The organism is Pseudomonas sp. FG-3G (assembly GCF_901007645.1).
GTDB classification, from domain to species: domain Bacteria; phylum Pseudomonadota; class Gammaproteobacteria; order Pseudomonadales; family Pseudomonadaceae; genus Aquipseudomonas; species Aquipseudomonas rhizophila.
Genome location: NZ_CAAKGZ010000021.1, coordinates 517,269 through 538,673 on the forward strand (window position 1 = coordinate 517,269; position 21,405 = coordinate 538,673).

17 protein-coding genes are annotated in these 21,405 nt (G+C 60.0%); 11 read left to right on the forward strand and 6 right to left on the reverse strand.

Going from position 1 to position 21,405, the window contains the following annotated elements:
- The first annotated feature begins 5 nt into the window (after positions 1-5).
- The 5 genes from PSEUDOMOFG3G_RS14655 (at position 6) to PSEUDOMOFG3G_RS14675 (ending at position 4,852) form a co-directional block, all read left to right on the forward strand.
- Positions 6-815 carry an ABC transporter permease gene (locus PSEUDOMOFG3G_RS14655; protein ID WP_053125546.1) on the forward strand — a complete coding sequence of 270 codons (810 nt, stop codon included), beginning with the start codon at positions 6-8 and terminating at the stop codon, positions 813-815.
- 17 nt (positions 816-832) lie between these two features.
- Positions 833-1,984, forward strand: coding sequence for an ABC transporter ATP-binding protein (locus PSEUDOMOFG3G_RS14660; protein WP_139050404.1), 1,152 nt, complete (start codon positions 833-835; stop codon positions 1,982-1,984).
- 40 nt (positions 1,985-2,024) lie between these two features.
- Entirely contained in the window at positions 2,025-2,510 is a 486-nt protein-coding gene (locus PSEUDOMOFG3G_RS14665; protein WP_076385087.1) for a flavin reductase family protein, read from the forward strand.
- A gap of 29 nt (positions 2,511-2,539) precedes the next feature.
- The gene (locus PSEUDOMOFG3G_RS14670) at positions 2,540-3,583 is read left to right on the forward strand and encodes an LLM class flavin-dependent oxidoreductase (protein WP_047226626.1); all 1,044 of its coding nucleotides are present in this window, start codon (positions 2,540-2,542) and stop codon (positions 3,581-3,583) included.
- 261 nt (positions 3,584-3,844) lie between these two features.
- A complete protein-coding gene (locus tag PSEUDOMOFG3G_RS14675) occupies positions 3,845-4,852 on the forward strand; it encodes an acyltransferase (RefSeq protein WP_171061381.1) in 1,008 nt (335 codons plus the stop codon).
- Positions 4,853-4,920: 68 nt separating this feature from the next.
- On the opposite strand, the gene PSEUDOMOFG3G_RS14680 is transcribed toward PSEUDOMOFG3G_RS14675, so the two are convergent.
- The 3 genes from PSEUDOMOFG3G_RS14680 to PSEUDOMOFG3G_RS14690 all read right to left on the reverse strand — a co-directional run bounded on the left by PSEUDOMOFG3G_RS14680 (position 4,921) and on the right by PSEUDOMOFG3G_RS14690 (position 9,243).
- Positions 4,921-7,029 (reverse strand): TonB-dependent siderophore receptor, encoded by a 2,109-nt coding sequence (locus PSEUDOMOFG3G_RS14680; protein ID WP_139050405.1) that lies wholly within the window; start codon positions 7,027-7,029, stop codon positions 4,921-4,923.
- 166 nt (positions 7,030-7,195) lie between these two features.
- Positions 7,196-8,965, reverse strand: a complete 1,770-nt coding sequence (locus tag PSEUDOMOFG3G_RS14685) for a sodium:solute symporter family protein (RefSeq protein ID WP_139050406.1) — start codon at positions 8,963-8,965, stop codon at positions 7,196-7,198.
- 11 nt (positions 8,966-8,976) lie between these two features.
- Positions 8,977-9,243 carry a DUF4212 domain-containing protein gene (locus PSEUDOMOFG3G_RS14690; RefSeq protein WP_047230535.1) on the reverse strand — a complete coding sequence of 89 codons (267 nt, stop codon included), beginning with the start codon at positions 9,241-9,243 and terminating at the stop codon, positions 8,977-8,979.
- A gap of 247 nt (positions 9,244-9,490) precedes the next feature.
- Between PSEUDOMOFG3G_RS14690 and PSEUDOMOFG3G_RS14695 the strand changes: the two genes are divergently transcribed.
- On the forward strand, positions 9,491-11,287 hold the full coding sequence (locus tag PSEUDOMOFG3G_RS14695) for a methyl-accepting chemotaxis protein (protein ID WP_139050407.1): 1,797 nt from the start codon (positions 9,491-9,493) through the stop codon (positions 11,285-11,287).
- A gap of 621 nt (positions 11,288-11,908) precedes the next feature.
- Here PSEUDOMOFG3G_RS14695 and PSEUDOMOFG3G_RS14700 read toward each other — a convergent pair.
- Together PSEUDOMOFG3G_RS14700 and PSEUDOMOFG3G_RS14705 are read right to left on the reverse strand one after the other, a co-directional pair.
- Positions 11,909-12,106 carry a YbdD/YjiX family protein gene (locus PSEUDOMOFG3G_RS14700; RefSeq protein WP_047230563.1) on the reverse strand — a complete coding sequence of 66 codons (198 nt, stop codon included), beginning with the start codon at positions 12,104-12,106 and terminating at the stop codon, positions 11,909-11,911.
- A gap of 16 nt (positions 12,107-12,122) precedes the next feature.
- On the reverse strand, positions 12,123-14,183 hold the full coding sequence (locus PSEUDOMOFG3G_RS14705; RefSeq protein ID WP_076385097.1) for a carbon starvation CstA family protein: 2,061 nt from the start codon (positions 14,181-14,183) through the stop codon (positions 12,123-12,125).
- A gap of 348 nt (positions 14,184-14,531) precedes the next feature.
- Here PSEUDOMOFG3G_RS14705 and PSEUDOMOFG3G_RS14710 point away from each other — a divergent pair, with 348 nt between their 5' ends.
- The gene (locus tag PSEUDOMOFG3G_RS14710) at positions 14,532-15,893 is read left to right on the forward strand and encodes a cache domain-containing protein (RefSeq protein ID WP_047229882.1); all 1,362 of its coding nucleotides are present in this window, start codon (positions 14,532-14,534) and stop codon (positions 15,891-15,893) included.
- A gap of 31 nt (positions 15,894-15,924) precedes the next feature.
- Entirely contained in the window at positions 15,925-16,557 is a 633-nt protein-coding gene (locus tag PSEUDOMOFG3G_RS14715) for a response regulator transcription factor (RefSeq protein WP_047229883.1), read from the forward strand.
- Between the two features lie 23 nt (positions 16,558-16,580).
- On the opposite strand, the gene PSEUDOMOFG3G_RS14720 is transcribed toward PSEUDOMOFG3G_RS14715, so the two are convergent.
- The gene (locus tag PSEUDOMOFG3G_RS14720) at positions 16,581-17,741 is read right to left on the reverse strand and encodes a GGDEF domain-containing protein (protein ID WP_218939014.1); all 1,161 of its coding nucleotides are present in this window, start codon (positions 17,739-17,741) and stop codon (positions 16,581-16,583) included.
- A gap of 187 nt (positions 17,742-17,928) precedes the next feature.
- On the opposite strand from PSEUDOMOFG3G_RS14720, the gene PSEUDOMOFG3G_RS14725 reads away from it, so the two are divergent.
- From PSEUDOMOFG3G_RS14725 to PSEUDOMOFG3G_RS14735, 3 genes are all read left to right on the forward strand, one after another.
- On the forward strand, positions 17,929-18,720 hold the full coding sequence (locus PSEUDOMOFG3G_RS14725; protein WP_076385101.1) for a transporter substrate-binding domain-containing protein: 792 nt from the start codon (positions 17,929-17,931) through the stop codon (positions 18,718-18,720).
- 96 nt (positions 18,721-18,816) lie between these two features.
- Positions 18,817-20,694 (forward strand): DUF294 nucleotidyltransferase-like domain-containing protein, encoded by a 1,878-nt coding sequence (locus PSEUDOMOFG3G_RS14730; RefSeq protein WP_076385103.1) that lies wholly within the window; start codon positions 18,817-18,819, stop codon positions 20,692-20,694.
- Complete coding sequence (locus PSEUDOMOFG3G_RS14735) at positions 20,691-21,401, forward strand: 3'-5' exonuclease (RefSeq protein ID WP_076385105.1); 711 nt, start codon at positions 20,691-20,693, stop codon at positions 21,399-21,401. Before PSEUDOMOFG3G_RS14730 ends, PSEUDOMOFG3G_RS14735 begins: the two co-directional genes overlap by 4 nt.
- The last annotated feature ends 4 nt before the right edge of the window (positions 21,402-21,405 follow it).

Below are 21,405 nucleotides of genomic sequence, written 5' to 3' on the forward strand. Positions count from 1 at the left end.
CCGTCATGCTCCTGACCCCCAATGCCATGAGCCGGCGCATGCGGTTCGGTCTGTACTTCACCACTGGCCTGATTGCGCTGTTCCTGCTGTTGCCGATCGTGTTCATCGTGCTGCTGTCGTTCGGTTCGTCCCAGTGGCTGGTCTTCCCGCCACCGGGCTGGACATTGAAATGGTACGGCCAGTTTTTCTCCAATCCCGACTGGATGAGCGCGGCATTGACCAGCCTCAAGGTCGCGGTACTGACCACCGTCTGCGCTGTCGCCCTGGGCCTGCCGACCGCATTTGCCCTTGTACGTGGACGCTTCCCCGGCCGGGAAATGCTCTACGGCCTGTTCACCCTGCCGATGATCGTGCCACTGGTGATCATCGCAGTGGCGGTGTACGCGCTGTTTCTCAAACTCGGCTACACCGGCACGATGTTCGCGTTCGTGGTCAGCCACGTCATCGTCGCGCTGCCGTTCACCATCATTTCGATCATCAATTCGTTGAAGCTGTTCGACCAGTCCATTGAGGACGCTGCGGTGATCTGCGGCGCCTCACGCCTGCAAGCGGTGTTCAAGGTGACCTTCCCGGCGATCCGCCCAGGCATGGTCGCCGGTGCCCTGTTCGCGTTCCTGGTGTCGTGGGACGAGGTGGTGCTGAGCGTCATGATGGCCAGCCCGACCTTGCAAACCCTGCCAGTAAAGATGTGGACCACCCTGCGCCAGGACCTGACGCCTGTGATCGCCGTCGCTTCGACGCTGCTGATCGGCCTCTCGGTTTTGGTGATGGTGATCGCCGCCGCCCTGCGCCGGCGCAATGAAATCAGCGCCTGAGCGCCTAGGAGAACACGATGAGTGCCGTCAAAGACCCCGCACAACAGAACAACAAGACTCTGGTCAGCCTGCGCAACCTGAACAAGCACTACGGCGACTTTGCTGCCGTGGACGACATCTCCCTGGACATCCAGGAGGGTGAATTCCTGACTTTTCTGGGCTCCAGCGGCTCGGGCAAAAGTACCACGCTGTCGATGCTGGCCGGGTTCGAGACCCCCAGCAGTGGCGAGATCCTGGTGGACGGCAAATCCCTGGTAAACGTTCCACCCCACAAACGCGACATCGGCATGGTGTTCCAACGGTATTCGCTGTTCCCGCATTTGTCGGTGCGTGACAACATTGCCTTCCCGCTGGCGATCCGCAAACTGGCCGCTGCTGAACGTGATCGTCGCGTCGACGCCATGCTCAAGCTGGTGCAGCTTGAGCAATTTGCCCACCGCCGCCCTTCGCAACTGTCCGGCGGCCAGCAGCAGCGCGTGGCGATTGCCCGGGCGCTGGTCTACGAACCACGCATTTTGTTGATGGACGAGCCTCTCGGCGCCTTGGACAAAAAGCTTCGCGAAGACCTGCAGGATGAACTGCGTCAGTTGCATCGTCGCCTGGGCATCACCATCGTCTACGTCACGCACGACCAGGAAGAAGCCATGCGCCTGTCCCAACGCATTGCCATCTTCAGCCACGGCAAGATCGTCGGCCTGGGCAGCGGCTACGACCTCTATCAGAACCCGCCGAATGCCTTTGTCGCCTCGTTTCTAGGCAATTCCAACTTTCTCAAGCTCAAGGCCCAGGGCAACGCGGTGGCGACGTTTGAAGACCAGTCCTTGTCCATTCGACTGACCGCCGGTCTGCAAAGCGATCAGGCTGTATTGCTGATGGTGCGCCCGGAAAAAGCCTTGGCCCTGAGCGTCGAACAAGCCACCCAGGAGCCTTTGGCGGCCGGCTGGAATGAGGTCTCGGCCAAGGTCGTCGAGGTGCTGTTTCTCGGTGAGAGCCAGACCTGCAGCGTGGTGACTTCGGGCGGCACTACCATGACGGTCAAAGCGCTTTCCGCCGCCGGCATGCCCCTCAAGGCCGGGGACCCGGTGCGCGTGCGCTGGGCCACGGCCGATGCATGCGTCTACACCCAATGGGCCGAAAGCGACCTCAACAAGGCCGCCGGGGCTCATTGAGGAACCGCGTCATAACCGAATTGCGTACGAGGACTGCTAAATGATCGATGCCAGCGTTTACAAACAAGTCATGGGCTCGTTTCCGTCCGGTGTGACGGTGATCACCACACTCGATGACGACGGGCACATCGTGGGCCTCACCGCCAGCGCCTTCAGCTCATTGTCGATGGAGCCGGCCCTGGTGCTGTTTTGCCCCAACTACAGCTCCGATTCCTATCCGGTGCTGATCAAGAACAAGCGCTTCGCCATTCACCTGCTCTCCGGCGGACAACAGAACGAAGCCTACGCATTCGCCCGCAAAGGCAAGGACAAAGCCGAAGGCATCGAATGGACCCTGAGCGAGTTGGGTAACCCGCTGCTGAGCAACGCCACCGCCATCATTGAATGTGAACTGTGGCGCGAATACGAAGGCGGCGACCACGCCATTATGGTCGGGGCCGTGAAGAACCTGATCGTGCCGCAACACACACCGGGGCCGCTGGTTTACTGCCACGGCAAGATGGGCGCCCTGCCCGTCCTCGCCTGAACCGATCGCCAACCATAAGAGAAAGCGCCATGAAATTTTCCCTGTTCGTACACATGGAGCGCTGGGACGAAAGCGTCAGCCATCGCCAGTTGTTCGAAAACCTGAGCGAGCTGACCCTGATGGCCGAGGCCGGCGGTTTCAGCACCGTGTGGATCGGCGAGCACCACGCCATGGAGTACACCATCTCGCCAAGCCCGATGCCATTGCTGGCATACCTGGCCGGCAAGACCACCACGATTCACCTGGGCGCAGGCACCATCATCGCGCCGTTCTGGCACCCGCTGCGGGTGGCCGGCGAATGTGCGCTGCTGGATGTGATCAGCAATGGCCGCATGGAAGTCGGTCTGGCCCGGGGCGCCTATCAAGTGGAATTCGACCGCATGGCGGGCGGCATGCCCGCCTCCTCCGGCGGTCAGGCTCTGCGGGAAATGGTCCCGGTGGTGCGTGCCCTGTGGCAAGGCGACTACGCCCATGACGGCGAAATCTGGAAATTCCCCACCTCCACCAGCGTGCCCAAGCCGATTCGCAAACCCCACCCACCGATGTGGATCGCCGCCCGCGACCCGGATTCCCACAACTTTGCCGTCGCCAATGGCTGCAACGTCATGGTTACGCCGCTGATGAAGGGTGATGAAGAAGTCCTGGACCTGAAGAACAAGTTCCAGGCTGCCCTGGACAACAACCCTGACGTGCCGCGTCCACAACTGATGGTGCTGCGTCACACCCACGTGCATGCCGCCGACGATCCCGAAGGCTGGAAAATCGGCGCCCAGGCAATCTCCAAGTTCTACCGCACCTTCGATGCCTGGTTCGGCAACAAGCAAGTTCCGGTCAACGGCTTTCTGGCACCAAGCCCGGAAGAAAAATTCGCCGAGCGTCCGGAGTTCCAGTTGGAGAACATTCGCAAGAACACCATGATCGGCACCCCGCAGCAGATCATCGAACGGATCAAGTATTACCAGGATCTGGGCGTGGATGAGTTCAGCTTCTGGTGCGACAACAGCCTGTCCCATGCCGAGAAGAAGAAGTCCCTGGAGCTGTTTATCCAGCAGGTGGTGCCGGCCTTCAATTGATATCCAACCCTGGAACCCACGGGGTCAGTTCCACCGCCATCGCGAGCAGGCTCGCTCCCACAGGGGCGCTATGGCGTTCACATAATGAGTGAACACCCGCGGCCAATGTGGGAGCGAGCCTGCTCGCGATGGGGTCTGACTGAGACAACGATGTCATATCTGCCAAATTTCCCCACTTCCCCGCCGCCGCCCCGCAAACCTCTGTTCAGCGCCGATAAACCCCAATAACTTAATCGTTCAACGGATCAACTCTGATTAAGGATGATGGGCGTGGGGAGTTATCGGTTGCTGCTGGCCATGCTCGTGGCGATTTCCCACATGGGCGTGATGTTCGTAGGCTTCAACCCCGGCGTTGTTGCCGTGGTGTCGTTTCTGATTATCAGCGGTTTTGTGATGACGCCCTTGATCGACAGGAGCTACAACGTCCCAGGGAAAATCGGCCTGTTCTACCTTGACCGATTGTTGAGACTTTACCCGCAGTTCCTTCTGTATTTCGTCCTCTCCTGCGCGGTGATTCATTTCCTGCTGCCGGGCACGCCACAGGCGGCGGCGCTGACAATCGAAAACATCGCCACCAGCCTGCCCATCGTGCCGCTGGGTTTCTATATGTTCGGCATCACTGTGCCGGAGATCCTGCCACCTGGCTGGTCTCTGGGGCTGGAGATGTGCTTTTACCTGCTGATCCCGTTTCTGATCCTTTATAAGGCCCGAGGCATTGCGTTCGCGGTGTCCGTAACGGTTTTCCTGGTCGCCTCGCTGGGCTACGTCAACACCGACATCTACGGCTACCGTCTACTGCCGGGCGTGTTGTTCATCTTCCTGTGCGGCAGCTACCTGTACCACGCCCAGCCCAAAGGACTATGGGTCGCCTCCATCACCACGGTCGTGGCAGCGATAATGTTCCTGGCCATTGTTGTCGGGTTCATTCCCCGCCGCCCCTTCAACGCAGAAGTAACCTTGGGCATAGTCTTGGGTGTGCCGGCGGTGCATGTGCTCAGCAGGCTCAAGCATCACTGGATGGATGAGTTTCTGGGGAATATCAGCTATGGCGTGTTCCTCAACCATTTTGTGGTGATGTACGTGTTGCGGGCGTTCTGGCCGGTTGAGTACAGCGCCCTGATGATTACACTGGTGCTGGTGTTGTCGCTGGCATTGAGTGGCTTGTCGTATTACTGCGTTGAGCGACCGGCGCTGAAGCTGCGCCACGCGTTGAGGGCGGGCGCTAAACGTGAGATCGCACAGATACCCGTGGGCCGCACACCGGCGTAGCCGCTGACCCCGAATAAAAAAATGCCCGGATTAGTTTCCGGGCATTTTTTGTTTTCAGAACAGCGCACTCAGAACGTCACGCTGGCACTCAGGCGGGCGGTACGCGGTTCGCCGACATTGACCTGCACTTCGCTGCCGGTGGAAGACGGGTAGTAGTGTTTATCGAACAGGTTGTCCACGTTCACCTGCAACGAGGTCTTGTGCCCCAATACCGGTGACTCCCAGCGCAGGAAGGCGTCGGCCACGGTGTAGCTGCTGAGCCAGAAACCGTTGGCGGCATTCGCGGCGCGCTCTCCAACATAACGCGCACCGGCGCCGGCGTGCCACGCGCCGAATTCAGCGGGCACGTTCAGATGGTGGGTCAGGTACAGGCTGGCGGTGTGCTTGGGTGCGTCGGGCAGGCGATGACCTTCGTTTTTCGGGTCATCCAATATCTCGGTATGGGTGTAGGCGTAAGTGCCTATCAAGTCCCAACGGTCGGCCAGGCGACCGGTGATGTCCAACTCCAGGCCTTGGGAGCCAACTTTGCCGGCGGCTTCGGAGACGTCGTCAACAGTGGTCACCACGTTCTTTTTAACGATGTCGAACAGGGCGAGGTTGATGTTCAAGCCTGGCAATGGATCGTACTTGGCGCCGATTTCATAGCTGCGGCCCTCTTCCGGTTTGAAGGTGGCAAGGTTTTTATCGACGGTATCGTTAGGCTTGAACGACCGGCTGTAGTTGCCATAAAGCGACAGTTCCTCGGTGGCTTTATAGACGAGGCCCAGGAATGGGACAAAGGCATCGCCGTTATCGTCACGAACGTGGACGCGCGTGAGCATGCCTTGGTCGGCGTATTGATCGTAATGCTGGTAACGGCCCCCAAAGACCAGGATCCAGCGGTCATCCAGATGCCAGTTGTCCTTGAGATACACCGAACTGGAAGTCAGCTTGTTGCTCAAGTTGCTTTGCGGCGCATTTACCGTGCTTGGCTCCCCCAGACCACCGTACACCGGTGCCGCAGGGTCAAAGCCTGATTGATAAGCTCCGCGATAGGTTTTGCCACGGAATTGATCGGACACCTGATTGTCGACACCGATCAACAGGTCATGACGCTGGCCGAACAGTTCCTGCTTGCCCATGAAATCCCAACTGGCGTAGCGGGTTTCATCGTCATAGTGCGCGCCGTTGGCGGCACGCTGGAAAACTCCGTTCGGCAGCCGCGGCTGCGCAATCGAAAGACTATACCGATCATTGTTCCAGCCATAGGTCACGCGGGTCTTCCACGCTTCACTCAGCTCATACTCAAACCGCGCTGTCGCCGTTTCGCGAATCCCCACGCTTTTGGCCCAAGGCTCATCAAGGCGCTTGTTGTAGTCAATGTCGGCCGGATGCCCGTCGGTGAATACAGTGCCGCGGTCGAAGGGATTGGAATATTCGTTGTACTCATAACTGAGGTTCAACGAGGCCCGCTCACCCGTCCAGGCCAGGGACGGCGCCACCAGCGTGCTCTCGTTGACGCCATAGTTGCGCCAATAATCCTCATGCCCACGCTCGGCAATCAACCGATACGCCAGGCCGGTATCGCCCAACGGCCCGGTGGTATCCAGGGCCATGGTGCCGCCACCTTCGCTGTAGGCCGAGCCGCTCAGTGTGGTGCTCTGGGTGTATTCGGGTTTCTTGCTGATGATGTTGACCAGGCCGCCGGGCTCCAGCGCGCCGTATAACATCGAGGCCGGGCCCTTGAGCACTTCGACCCGCTCGGTGGTGGCGCTGAAGTTACGTCCCAGGTTCGAACGCACACCATCGCGCAGGATCGAGCCGTCATCGTTGGTGCCGAAACCGCGCTTGACCAGCGAATCCCGCGAACCGCCCAGGGTATTGCCCTGGCTGACGCCGCTGACAAATTTCATCGCATCGCCCAGCGAGCGCACCTGATAGTCCGCCAGGGTCTGCCGGGTCACCACGTTGATCGACTGCGCCTCTTCCTTGATCGGTACATCGCTTTTGCTCGCGGTGCTGGCTTGCGACGCCGTGTACCCTTCGTCCTGAGTGATGCGACTGCCCTGGATGTCCGTGGTTGGCAGTTCGAGAATGTCCTGCGCCCACAAAGGGCTTGCGATGAAACAGCAGGACAGCGTTGGCAACACGCCTTTGAAAAAGGCGTTGCGGGTAGCGAGAGGGGTGGAACGATTCAAGACGCAGCACTCACAGAGGGATGTTAATGAGAGAGAATATACTTTGAGAATGATTCCCAGTAAATATTTCTAACGCTTTCCCGCTTGACCCGCGCAAAAAAAAGACGCCGGATCACTCCGGCGCCTTTGTTCGTTTCCCACCCCTGTTATCAGGGCTTACCGCACATCAATGATCGATGGCCGCACCCGCCCCCCTTGGAACCCGGATATCTTCCACCAGGTGCTGAATGTGCTCCGGCGGCGGCGCGGTAAAGCGTGACACCACTACCGCGGCCGCAAAGTTGAAGAGCATCCCCAGGGTGCCGATGCCTTCCGGCGATACGCCCAGCCACCAGTGCTCGGCAGTGTTCATCGCCGGATTGATGAATTTGAAGTAGACGATGTAGGTGAATGTAAACGTCAGCCCCACAATCATCCCGGCGATCGCGCCTTCGCGGTTCATGCGTTTGGAGAAGATCCCCATGACAATCACCGGGAAGAACGAGGACGCCGCCAGTCCAAAGGCGAACGCCACCACCTGGGCCACGAATGCCGGCGGGTAGATGCCGAACAACCCGGCGATCAGTACCGCCACGCCAGCGGCGATCCGGGCGGCCAGCAACTCTTGCTTTTCAGTAATCCTGGGCATGATGTTGCTTTTGAGCAGGTCATGGGAGACCGATGTGGAAATCACCAGCAGCAACCCCGCTGCCGTCGACAGCGCCGCCGCCAGGCCACCGGCGGCAATCAGGGCGATGACCCAGCCTGGCAACCCGGCAATCTCCGGGTTGGCCAGAACCATGATGTCGTTGTCGACATACAGTTCGTTGGCCACTGGTGAAACCTGGTTGCTCAGCAGCCGCTGCTCGTTCGCTCCGCGTTCACCCGTGAAGCTCGGCGCGCCGACCAGGGCTGCCCCCGGGCCATACTGGATGATGCCGTCATTGTTTTTGTCCGCCCAGGCGATCAGCCCCGAATTTTCCCAGGTCTTGAACCAGGCTGGCGCGGTGGCGTAGCTGACGTTGGGGATCGAGGTCAGCAGGTTGGTGCGCGCGAAAGCCGCCACGGCCGGTGCGGTGGTGTAGAGGATGGCGATGAACAGCAGTGCGTAACCTGCTGACTTGCGCGCATCACGCACTGTCGGGGTGGTGAAGAAACGCACGATCACATGAGGCAGGCCCGCAGTACCGACCATCAGCGCCATGGTGATGAAAAACACGTCGGTGGTCGATTTGGTGCCGTCGGTATAGGCCGTGAAACCGAGTTCCGCACCCAGCCCGTTGAGCCGCTCGATCACACTCTGGCCGGAGCCGGTGACCTCGCTGATGAAGCCCAGTTGCGGGATCGGATTACCGGTGATCATGATCGAGATGTAGATCGCCGGCACCATGTAGGCAAAAATCATCACGCAGTACTGCGCCACCTGCGTGTAGGTGATGCCCTTCATGCCGCCCAGTACGGAATAGAAGAACACGATGGCCATACCGATCATCACGCCGGTATTGATATCCACTTCCAGGTAACGGGAGAACACGATGCCCACACCGCGCATCTGCCCTGCCACATACGTGAAGGAAATGAAGATCACGCAGATCACCGCCACCACCCGCGCCGTCTGCGAGTAGTAACGCGCGCCGACGAACTCTGGGACGGTGAACTTGCCGAACTTGCGCAGATACGGCGCCAGACACATCGCCAGCAGCACATAGCCGCCGGTCCAGCCCATCAGGTAGACCGAGCCGTCATAGCCGGCGAAGGCGATGATCCCGGCCATGGAGATGAACGAGGCGGCCGACATCCAGTCGGCCCCGGTGGCCATGCCGTTGAGTACCGGGTGCACGCCTTTGCTGGCGACGTAGTACTCGCTGGTGGAGCCGGCGCGCGTCCAGATGGCAATGGCGATATAGAGCGCAAAGGACGCACCGACGAACAGGTAGATCAGGGTTTGGGTATCCATGCTCGTCGGCCTCAGTCTTCGTGGACGTCATATTTGCGATCGAGCTGATTCATCTTCCAGACATAGAAGAAGATCTCGAGCACAAAGACATAGATGGACCCCTGCTGGGCAAACCAGAATCCCAGGGGCGTACCGAAGAAGCTGATGGTGTTGAGCTGGTCAACCAGCAAAATGCCAAAGCCGAACGACACCAAGAACCAGATTGCCAGCAATACCAGCATCCAGCGCAGGTTCTCCGTCCAGTAGGCACGCGCAGCCTGTTGCTTTTGAGTGGACATGGAAATCAACTCCCGTTGTTTTTATTGTTTTCCACTCAAACCGTAGCAGTCGCTGGGCAGAGCGCTAGTACGACTTTCGTCTACCTTCGCCACTCTGGATATTGACATCCGCGTTCCCTCACCTACTGGGACGGGTTAAAGATCGCGGAAACCGCCGCAGTGATATCAAATCGCCCATTTCCCTAAAGCTTTGCCGTGCGCGGTCGAATGTATGCAATCAAAGTGATTTTTTACCCGGGAGCAACGGATGCAGACGCTAAAGGCCTTGTACGAGTCTATCGAGATGCAGTTTTTCGATACGCTCACCAAAAAGCTGTCGAGCCTTTTCCTGCTGGTCGTGGTCAGTGGCTTGCTTTACTGGGTGGCAGTCAGTGCCCGCGCCGACATTGTGCTGCAGTTGCACACTGCGCAACTGGACCCCGCGCTGCTGGGGCAAGTCGAAGGCCGGCTCGACAGCCTCACCCATGCCCTGCTCTTCGGCGCGCTGCTGACGCTGTGCATGATCAGCTTCATGGTCTGGTACTTTCGCCACCTCATCGTGCGCCCCGTCACGGCCATGACCAAGGCGCTCGAGGAGATCGCCAGCGGCGAAGGCGACCTGTCCAAAGACCTGCCTCTGGTGACCCACGACGAAATCCGCGTGCTGGCCGACACTTGCAACCGCTTCCTGGCCAAGCAGCGGGAGATCATCAGTAATGTCCAGGCGCTGACCGTGCACATTGCGGTCGAATCGGCGCGTTCGTTGAAAAACATCAGCGACTCCAGCGACAGCGCTACTCACCAGGCACGCTTCGCCAAGGAAGTGATGGACCAGAGCAACACCGCCGTAGGTCGCATCGAAGAAGTCTCGCGCCAGACTCAGGGCATTTCCAGCACCACTGCGCAGAACCTGAGCATGGCCCGCGACTCCTATGCAGAACTGCTGGAAGTGACGGGCAACATCAGTGAAATCTCCAGCAGCCTCAATGAATTCGCCACGCTGGTAGGCGCCCTGAACCAACGTTCTTCGAGCATCAAGTCCATCGTTGGGCTGATCCAGCAGATCTCTGCCCAAACCAACCTGCTGGCCCTCAACGCGGCCATCGAAGCCGCCCGGGCCGGTGAAAGCGGTCGGGGGTTTGCCGTGGTGGCCGATGAGGTGCGCACCTTGGCGCAGAATGTCAGCCGGGCTACCGACGACATCTCACGAAACATCGACGCCATGCTCGAAGAAGTCAGTTCCACACATGAACAGACCAACCAGATCAGCCACAGCGCCCGGGAAACCCAGAAAGTCGTGGAGCGTGCCTCGGGCCATTTCGAAAGCATGATCGGCGACTTCGAATCCACCAATGGCAAGTTGGCCGATATCGCGTCCCATATCCAGCTTTTCGCCGAATCCAACACGGGTATCAACGAACGGGTTACGCAGATCCATGCCGACAGCCAGTCGATTGATCAGCGCATGCAGCATTCGGCAACGGCTACCCGTGACTTGTCCGGTGTCGCTGAAAAGGTCCAGGCATTGTTGGGCCGGTTCGTGCTCGGCCATGGCAAGCTGGATGCCGCCATCACCCGGGCCAGCCAGTGCCGCGACAACCTCCAGGTCCAATTGGAGGCGCTGCAGCAGGATGGCCTCAACCTGTTCGATCAGAACTACCAACTGATCCCCGGCACCGATCCCAAGCAATACATGACCAGCTACACCGAGCGTTTTGCCCAAGTCTGCCAGGAAGAATGCGACAAACTCACCCGCAGCACCCCGGGCGGCAAAGTCTCATTCATCGTCGACACCAAGGGTTATTGCCCAGTGAACAACAGCTGGGTTTCGAAACAACCGACCGGTGACCGCACCGTCGACCTGCCGGTGTGCCGCAACAAGCGCATCTTCAACGACCCGATCGGCCTGCGTGCGGCGGGCAACACCCAACGCTTCCTGCTCCAGACCTACCTGCGCGATACCGGGGAAATCATGACCGAGATCGACGTACCGTTCTTCTTCGGCGGCCGCCATTGGGGCAATTTGCGGGTCGGGTTCGATGCAGCGGTGCTGTTGGCAGAGTGATGCATTGCACCTGGCTCGGTGCTGATGCACATCCCGAGACCACCCCAAAACAACGGTGGGAGCAAGCCTGCTCGCGAAAGCGGTGGGTCAGCAAACATACATGCTGCTGACCTGACGCCATCGCGAGCAGGCTCGCTCCCACAAGGGTTCTGTGGTGATGCAAATCCCGAGGCCGCCCCAAAACAACTGTGGGAGCGGTGGTGTATGCAAATCCCGAGGCTGCCCCAAAATAACTGTGGGAGCGGGCTTGCTCGCGAAAGCGGTGGATCAGCAAACATCAATGCTGCTGACCTGATGCCATCGCGAGCAGGCTCGCTCCCACAAGGGGATCGGTGGTGTATGCAAATCCCGAGGCCGCCCCAAAACAACTGTGGGAGCGAGCCTGCTCGCGAAAGCGGTGGATCAGCAAACATCAATGCTGCTGACCTGATGCCATCGCGAGCAGGCTCGCTCCCACAAGGGGTCTGTGGTGTATGCGAACCCAAGGCCACCCCAAAACAACTGTGCGAGCGAGCTTGCTCGCGATGGCGGTGGGTCAGTCAACATCATCGTAACTGACCCTACGCCTTCGCGAACAAGCCCGCTCCCACAGGGTTACCTCATCAACCTGAAATCAGTTGATCAACAGCACTTGGGTCCCGCCTTGCCACCGTATCGGGCTTCCTGGCGTTCGCGGAAGAACGCCTCGTAGTCCATCAACGGTTTGTCCGGGTGTTTGCTTTGCATGTGCTCGACGTAGTTGTCGTAGTCGGGCATGCCGACCATCAGGCGGGCGGCCTGACCGAGGTATTTACCGAGGCGACTCAAGTCATTGAACATCGTTGCAATCCTCGATTCAGGCGTCCGGCACGGCCTGGAAGGGGGCTTCTTTATCCGTGCGTTCCTTGTGACCCCAGGCAGCGATGCCGACCTTGAGCGCGTAGAACAGGATGCTGAAGACCACCAGCAGGAACAACACCGTCAGCGTTGCGTTGGTGTAAGCGTTGTACACCACGTGCTGCATCTGCTCGATGCTCTTGGCCGGGGCCAGGATCTGGCCGGCGGCCAGGGCATCGTTGTATTTGCGCGCCAGGGCCAGGAAGCCGATCGCCGGGTTGGCGTCGAACAGCTTGATCAGGCCCGCCGTGGTGGTGCAGATCAGCAGCCAGACCGCCGGCAGCATGGTCACCCAGACGTAGCGCTGGCGCTTCATCTTGATCAGTACCACGGTGCCGAGCATCAGGGCGATACCGGCCAGCATCTGGTTGGAGATGCCGAACAGCGGCCACAAGGTGTTGATGCCGCCCAGCGGATCGATCACGCCCTGGTACAACAGGTAGCCCCACAGCGCCACACAGCCGGCGGTGGCGATCAGGTTGGCGACCCAGGATTCGGTCCGCTTGAGGGCCGGGACGAACGAGCCCAGCAGGTCCTGCAGCATGAAGCGCCCGGCACGGGTGCCGGCGTCTACCGCCGTGAGGATGAACAGCGCCTCGAACAGGATTGCGAAGTGGTACCAGAACGCCATGGTGTTCTCACCCGGCAACACCGAGTGCAGGATCTGCGCGATCCCCACCGCCAGCGTCGGCGCACCGCCGGCACGGGCCAGGATGGTGGTCTCGCCGATGTCATTGGCCACCGCCTGCAGCGCTTCGGGGGTGATTGCAAAGCCCCAACTGCTGACAGTCTGCGCCACGCTCACCACATCACCGCCGACGATCGCCGCCGGGCTGTTCATGGCGAAGTACACACCCGGCTCGATCACCGAAGCGGCGACCATTGCCATGATGGCCACGAACGACTCCATCAGCATGCCGCCGTAACCGATGTAGCGGGCGTTGACTTCGTTATCGAGCATCTTCGGCGTGGTGCCCGAAGAGATCAGCGCGTGGAAACCCGAGACCGCGCCACAGGCGATGGTGATGAACAGGAACGGGAACAATCCGCCCTTCCACACCGGGCCCGTGCCGTCGGTGAACTGGGTCAGTGCCGGCATTTTCAGCTCGGGCATGGTGACCAGGATGCCGATCGCCAGGGCGACGATGGTGCCAATCTTCAAGAAGGTGGACAGGTAGTCGCGCGGCGCCAGGATCAGCCAGATCGGCAACACCGCGGCAACAAAACCGTAGCCGATCAGCATCCAGGTGATTTGCACGCCGGTGAAGGTGAAGGCCTCGGCCCAGACCGGGTCTGCGGCCACTTGCCCGCCGAGCCAGATCGAACCCAGCAGCAACAGCACGCCGATGAGGGAGATTTCACCAATGCGGCCCGGGCGGATGTAGCGCATGTAGATGCCCATGAACATCGCGATCGGGATGGTCGCCATCACCGTGAAGATCCCCCACGGGCTCTCGGCCAGGGCCTTGACCACGATCAGCGCCAGCACCGCGAGGATGATGATCATGATCAGGAAGCAGCCGAACAGCGCGATGGTGCCGGGAACGCGGCCCATCTCTTCGCGGACCATGTCGCCCAGGGAGCGACCGTTGCGACGAGTGGACAGGAACAGGACCATGAAGTCCTGCACGGCACCGGCCAGCACCACCCCGGCGATCAGCCAGAGCGTACCGGGCAGGTAGCCCATCTGCGCCGCCAGTACCGGCCCGACCAGCGGCCCCGCACCGGCAATGGCCGCGAAGTGGTGGCCGAACAGGATGTGTTTGTTGGTCGGGACATAGTCCAGGCCATCGTTGTTGAGCACGGCGGGGGTAGCCCGGCGCGCATCGAGTTGCATCACGTTATTGGCGATGAACAGGCTGTAGTAGCGGTAGGCGACCAGGTAGATGGCCACGGCTGCGACGACGATCCAGAGGGCGTTGATCGGTTCGCCGCGGCGCAAGGCCACGACACTCAACGCACAAGCTCCCAGAACAGCCACGGCAAACCAGGCAAGGTGTTTAACCAGACGGGTTGTCATTGCGTGTCTCCTGCCGATATCCAGTGGATTGCGGCGATTGTTTTTATAGTGTGCCCCGACTATTCGGAGCCGGCCCAATATCCGTGGAAGCCGTCAATAAATAAATCCGCAGTACTACGTACGGGCCATCTACGTAGTTCTACGTAGATTCTCGTGGAATCCCTCTGTGTGAGCCCATGCAAAGCCAATGCAGGCTAACGACTGTGGGAGCAAAGCTTGCTCGCGATAACGCTGGGTCTGTTGGCAACAGTCCTGGCTGATCCGTCGCGATCGCGAGCAAGCTTTGCTCCCACAGCGTTATGATGCTGACCATTCGCCTCCCCCCGTTGAGTCCGGACAGGAGTACACATGCTGCTCAAACACAAAATCGTCGCCTTGGGAATTCTGCCCCTGGTCCTGGCGATTGCCGTCATCTGCGCCTTGGTGATCTCGCTTAATCGCCAGTTGGGTGATCAACAGGCGCAACTGATCGAAGACAGCATCCTGGCCAGCAAGCGCGCGGAGCTGAAAAACTACGTCGAAATGGCGCAAAGCCTGATCGCCCCGCTGTATAACAACGGCCAGGGCGACGCACGCGCGCAGCAGCAGGTGCTGGAGGAGCTGCGCAAGCTCAGTTTCGGCATCAATGGCTATTTCTTCGTCTACGACCGCCAGGGCCGCAGCCTGATGCATGCCCGACAGTCCGAACTGGTGGGCCAATACCTCTGGGACATGAAAGATCCCCAGGGGCTGCCGGTGATCCAGGCACTGCTCAAGAGCGCCGAATCCGGCGAAGGTTTCCAGCGCTACGCCTGGAACAAGCCCTCCTCCGGCCAGGTGACCGACAAGCTGGCCTATGTGGTGATGCTGGATCGCTGGGGTTGGATGCTCGGGACCGGGATTTACCTGGAGGATGTCGAGCGCGCCACCCAGCAAGCCCGCGCTGAAGTGGCCCAGGGCATCCACACCACCATGCAGGCCATCGCCGCCATTGCGCTGGTGGCGGTCCTGCTGGTGTTTGCCGGCGGCATGACCCTCAACGTCAGCGAACATCGCTTGGCCGACAAAAAGCTGCAACGACTGAACCAGCGCATCGTCAGCTTGCAGGAAGAGGAACGCGCGCGAGTTTCACGCGAGCTGCACGACGGCATCAGCCAATTACTGGTGTCGATAAAATTCCAGTTTGAACTGGCCAGTCATGTCCTCGAAAAGGGGCAGGAAAACGGCCTGGGCATCCTGAAGAACGCGACAGACCGGCTGGGGGAAGCCATTGGCGAGATCCGCAACATCTCCCACGACTTGCGCTCCTCCCTGCTCGACACCCTGGGCCTGTCCGCCGCCATCGGCCAGCTCGCGGCCGAATTCCAGCAACGCAGCGGGCTTGAAGTGTCGTACAAAAGCAACGAATTCGATTGCCGCCTGGAAAATGGAGCACCGGTTTCGCTGTTTCGCATTGCTCAGGAAGCCTTGACCAATATCGAGCGTCACGCCGGGGCGAAAAGTGTCGGCATCACCCTGTTCGGGTCCGGCCAGTCCTTGCGCCTGACGGTGGTGGACGACGGGATGGGTTTCAACGTACCGCAGGTCGAACGTGGCCACGCCGGCATCGGCCTGCGCAATATCCGCGAGCGGGTCGAGCATTTCGGCGGACGGCTGGAAATGACCTCGGTGCCGGGACGAAGCGAGCTGGATATCCTGCTGCCCATGAACATGCTGGCGACACAAAGCTGATGCGCGCCCAACCTGAAAAGAGCACCTGCCGATGAACCTGCCCTCTGTGATCCGCGTCGCGCTGGTCGATGATCATTCCCTGGTCCGCGACGGCATCAGGGCCCTGTTGTCCGTCATGCCCCAACTGGACGTGGTGGGCGAAGCCGAGAATGGTGCACAGGCCATCGAGATGGTCGGGCGCTGCCAACCGGACCTGTTGCTGATGGACATCAGCCTCAAGGACATGAACGGGCTTGAACTGACCCGCCTGCTGGGCAAGCAATACCCCAACCTCAAGATCCTCATCCTGAGCATGTACGACAATTATGAGTATGTGAGTGAGTCCGTGCGCTGCGGCGCCAGTGGCTACGTGCTCAAGAATGCCCCTTCGCGGGAAATCATTGCGGCCATTGAAGCCATCATCAGCGGTGGCACCTTCTACAGTGCCGAGATCGCCCAACGGCTGGCCACCGACCCAACCACCGACAACGAGCTGACGCCGCGCGAGAGTCAGGTGTTGTACAAAATGGTCCAGGGGCTGAACAACAAGGAAATGGCCCGGGAACTGGACATCAGCGTGCGCACCGTCGAAACCCATCGCCTGAGCATCCGCCGCAAGCTCAACATCGACAAACCCGCGGCCCTGGTGAAATACGCCATCGATCACGGGATCATTTCACGCTAGCAACCCCGGCTCGCGCTCGCCGCCTATGACTGGACCTCGGCGGGCCTATCGATCCGACCCGGAACTTCATCGGCCACCGTGCGATTGCGCCCGGTTCGCTTCGCCTGGTAAAGCAAGATATCTACACGCTTGTAGAGATCCTGCCAGGTCTCCCTGGCGTCTAGACTGCCGACACCGAAGCTCGCCGTGACCGGCCCGACCGTATCGCGCGTGACAGGCGTACCGTTCTCGATAGCCGCCCGCAAGCGCTCGGCACATTCGTAAGCTTCCCGGGCATCGGTATCCGGCAGGAGCACAGCGAACTCTTCACCACCGAGGCGCCCGACGATATCCCGTTTGCGCGCCGAAGTACGCAGCAGTTGGCCAACTTCGCGCAAGACGTTATCGCCCACGTCATGGCCATGGCTATCGTTGATGTTCTTGAAGTTGTCGATATCGCACAGTGCCAGCGCTGTCGTGCCGCCCTGGCTCTTCATCAGCAGCATCGACACCCGTTCTTCGAAGCCGCGCCGGTTCAAGACACCGGTCAACGGGTCAAAATCGCGTTCGCGACGCAGGTCATCGATCACGTCAGCAATGGCCGCGGCGAGAATCACAAAGGCAAGTCCGATACCGAGCACCGCCAGGGACAATTGGAGCGCCTGCCAGAACACCGAGTTGGCGAAAGCGACCCGGTCCAGCGGCACCGACAGCCCGACAGTCAACAGGGTCCGCGGAAAGAAATGCAACGCGAAGACCAGCAACACCCAGAACAGCGCCTTGTCAACGAGTCGCCCGCGTAACAGCGATCTGAGCTTGACCGCCGCCACAAGCAAAATCGCACCATAGCCGAAGTTCTGGATGTAGATGCGCGCAAGCAGGTTGCGGTCGATATAAAAGAACCAGGCCAGTGCCAGGGAAATGACGCATACCACGGCCACGTCCAGCCGCCAGCCGAGGCGTTTTTGCGAGCGCAGCAAAACGCCTTCGGCCACCGCCAGGACCGCCGAGGTATACAGCGCGCCGGACACAATGGCATTGGGCCCGACCCCGGGAGGCCAGCCGAAAAGCTGCGACGTGGCGCCACACGCGAACAGGCCACAGCCACCAGCCAGGAGCAGCAGATAGTCGCGTTTTTTGTCGATAAACCAGGCGCAGACGAACGCAACCCCAAAGACCGACAGGATCCCTGGGACCATCAACATAAGCGTAATTCTGACGACTGATGCGTCCATCCGAAACGTGTTTCTCCCCTGACCCAAGTCTGCCATCGCCCATGATGACAGAGGCGAAGGCAGCACACCTGCGAAGTTTGAGGCGCCAATGACAGCCCGCCAACCTTTTCACTACACTGCCCGTCTTGTCCCCTCCCTTGCGAGACGTGCAATCCCTATGAAAAACATAACAAACACAATGACGTTCTGTGGCCTGCTGGCGTTCTGCGGCAGCGCCCTTGCCGAGCCAGCCCCTTCGCACCTTGATCAGGTCCTGCAACGCGGCGAGCTGAAAGTGTGTACGACGGGCGACTACAAGCCTTACACCTACAAAGCCGAAACAGGTGAATACGAGGGGATCGACATTGACATGGCCCGTTCGCTGGCCGCCAGCCTAGGGGTCAAGGTTCAATGGGTGCAGACCAGCTGGAAAACCCTGATGCCGGACATGGTCGCCGGTAAATGCGATATCGGCATGGGTGGGATTTCCGTGACCCTGGAGCGTCAGAAAAAAGCCAACTTCAGCACCACCCTGGATGTGGATGGCAAAATCCCGCTGGTGCGTTGCGAGGACCAGGCGCGCTACCAGACCATCGAGCAGCTCAACCAGCCTTCGGTGCGCCTGGTGGAACCGGCCGGCGGCACCAACGAAGCTTTCGTCCGGGCGTTCCTGCCCAAAGGGCAACTCAAGTTCCACGACAACGTGACCATCTTCCAGGAACTGCTGGACAAGCGGGCAGACGTGATGATCACCGATGCCTCGGAAGCGCTCTACCAGCAGAAACTCAAGCCCGGTCTTTGCGCCGTCAACCCCAGCCGCTACTTGCAGTATGGCGAGAAGGCCTACCTGCTGCCACGGGACGACATCACCTGGAAAATGTACGTCGATCAGTGGCTGCACCTGAGCAAGGCAAATGGCAGCTACCAGAAGGTCATCGGCCAGTGGCTGGCGGTGCCCCAGCAACAGTGACAACGCCTGCGCCGCACACGACTCACTCACCCAGGGTTTGTGTGCGGCCCCTGGAACTGGCATGTTGGTCTCTCAATTGATCAGCCACGAGGTTCCATGCAGATCGAGTTACTGGAAATCAGCGAGCACCTGCATCGTTTTCCCCCTTTCGATGCCCTGCCCCAGCAAACCCTGGAGGCCATAGCCCAGCGCGTCGAAGTCAGCTACTTCAAGGCCGGCAGCGATATTCTCGAGGCAGGCTCCATCGTCCACGACCTGCATTATGTGCGCAGTGGCGCAGTCGAGATCTACCGGCGCAACGGCCAGTTGTACAACCGGCTGGTGGAAGGCGACATCTTTGGTCAGGCCAGCCTGCTGCGCAGCAACAAAGTGCGTTTTCCGGCGCGGGCCCTTGAAGACAGCCTGATCTACTTCATCCCGGCGGATGTGTTTGCCCAGCTGTGCGAGCAACATGACAGCTTCGCCGACTTTGTCGAGGCCGAAGGACACTCCAGGCTCAAATCCGCCGTCGAGGCCCAGGGCCGCGCCAGCGAACTGATCCAATTGAAATCCCGCGCGCTGATTTCCCGGGACCTGGTCTGGGTCACCCCGCACACCAGCGTTCACGAAGCGGCACGGTTGATGTCCCAGGAAAGCGTTTCCTGCGTCGTCGTCCTGGAACCTGCCGGGCATCACCCGGAAAAAATGCTCGGCATCGTCACCGACCGCGACCTGCGCACTCGGGTAGTGGCCGCCAACCGCAGCGGCGATACCTGCATCGGTGAAGTGATGTCGACCGATCCGGTGGTCATCCAGGCCGATGACTCGTTGTTCGAAGCCATGTTGTGCATGCTTCGCAGCAACATCCACCACCTACCGGTGGTGCACAAGGGACGCACGCTGGGGTTGATCAACCTGTCGGACATCATCCGGCACGAGTCCCAGAGCAGCCTGTACCTGGTCAACAGCATCTCCAACCAGACCTCTGTCGAGGGCTTGCGCTCATTGTTGCGAGATCTGCGCGGCACCTACATTCGCATGGTGCGCGACGGTGCGACGGCTCACATGATCGGCAGCGCAATCTCGGGCATTGGCCGCGCCTTCACCCAGCGGTTGCTCGAATTGGCCGAGCGGGAACTGGGGCCGCCGCCGGTTCCGTACTGCTTCATGGTGCTGGGATCGATGGCGCGGGACGAACAACTGCTGGTAACCGACCAGGACAACGCCCTGGTGCTGGATGATCGTTTCGACCCGGCCCTGCACGACGAATACTTCAAAAGCCTGGCCACCTTCGTCAGCGACGGCCTGGCAGAGTGCGGCTACAGCTACTGCAAGGGCGGCATCATGGCCACCAACGCGCAATGGCGGCAGCCGTTGCGAGTATGGCGCGAGTATTTCAGCCAGTGGATCGAGAAGCCCAATGCCGCCACCCTGCTCAACAGTTGCATCTTCTTTGACCTGGACGGGGTCTATGGGCAACTGGAAATGGTCAACGAACTCAAGGTGCTCTGCGCTGAAAAATCCAGGGTGACCCCCGCCTTCCTGGCGGCGATGGCCCGGAATGCCTTGAACCGCACGCCCCCCTTGGGTTTCTTTCGCACCTTCGTAATGGAAACCGACGGCAAGCAAAAACAGATCATCAACCTCAAGGGCCGTGGCACGGCGCCATTGACCGATCTGATCCGTATCCACGCCCTGGCCTGCGGGACCACGGCGCAGAATTCCTTTGATCGTCTCGAAGCCATCAGCACCACACAGCTCGTGCAACCGCAGGCCATTGAGCATCTACGCTACGCCTTGGAGTTCCTGTCGATGGTGCGCATCCGACACCAGGTCGATGCCATCGAACAGGGCCAGAAACCGGATAACTACATCGAACCGGAGCGCTTTTCCACCACTGAGCGGCACAACCTCAAGGAAGCGTTTCAGGTATTGAGCAATGCGCAGAAATTCCTGCGATTCCGCTACCCCGGTCACGCTCGGCCATCCCGATGAACAATCCGAAGGGGCAAGAAACGCTGGATTGGGCGGCACGTTTCAAACGTCTGGAACAGCAAGCCCGGCACCCGCTGCTGCAACGCTTCTACCAACAGGGTGTCATCGACGCCGGGACTGCGCTGGAGCAGGTGGAACTGCTGGCCATGGACCTTGAAACCACCGGTCTGAACGCGCGCACCGACAGTATCGTCAGCATCGGCCTGCTGCCGTTCACCCTCAGGCGCATACGCTGCGGTGAAGCCCTGTACTGGGTGATCAAGCCCTCGCAACTCAGTCATGAGTCGGTGACGTTTCACCACATCACGCACTCCGACATCCGTCATGCTCCCCGATTGCCGGACGTCATGGAGAAAGTGCTGGAAGCCATGGCGGGGAAGATCATGGTGGTGCATTACCGGGCCATCGAACGCAACTTCCTGGATCAGGCGTTACGCAATCACCTTGGGGAGGGCCTGCAATTTCCGGTGATTGACACGATGCAGCTGGAAGCGCGGCAGGTGCGCGGTCAGCGGCGTTGGCTGGACCGGCTGTTACGCCGTCCACCCGAGTCCATCCGGTTAGCGGACAGTCGCTTGCGCTACCACCTGCCGCCCTATCACGCCCATCATGCCTTGACCGATGCCCTGGCGACGGCCGAGCTGTTGCAAGCGCAAATAGCCACTCACTACAGCCCGTCCGTCCCTATCGGCCAGCTGTGGGATTAAAAGG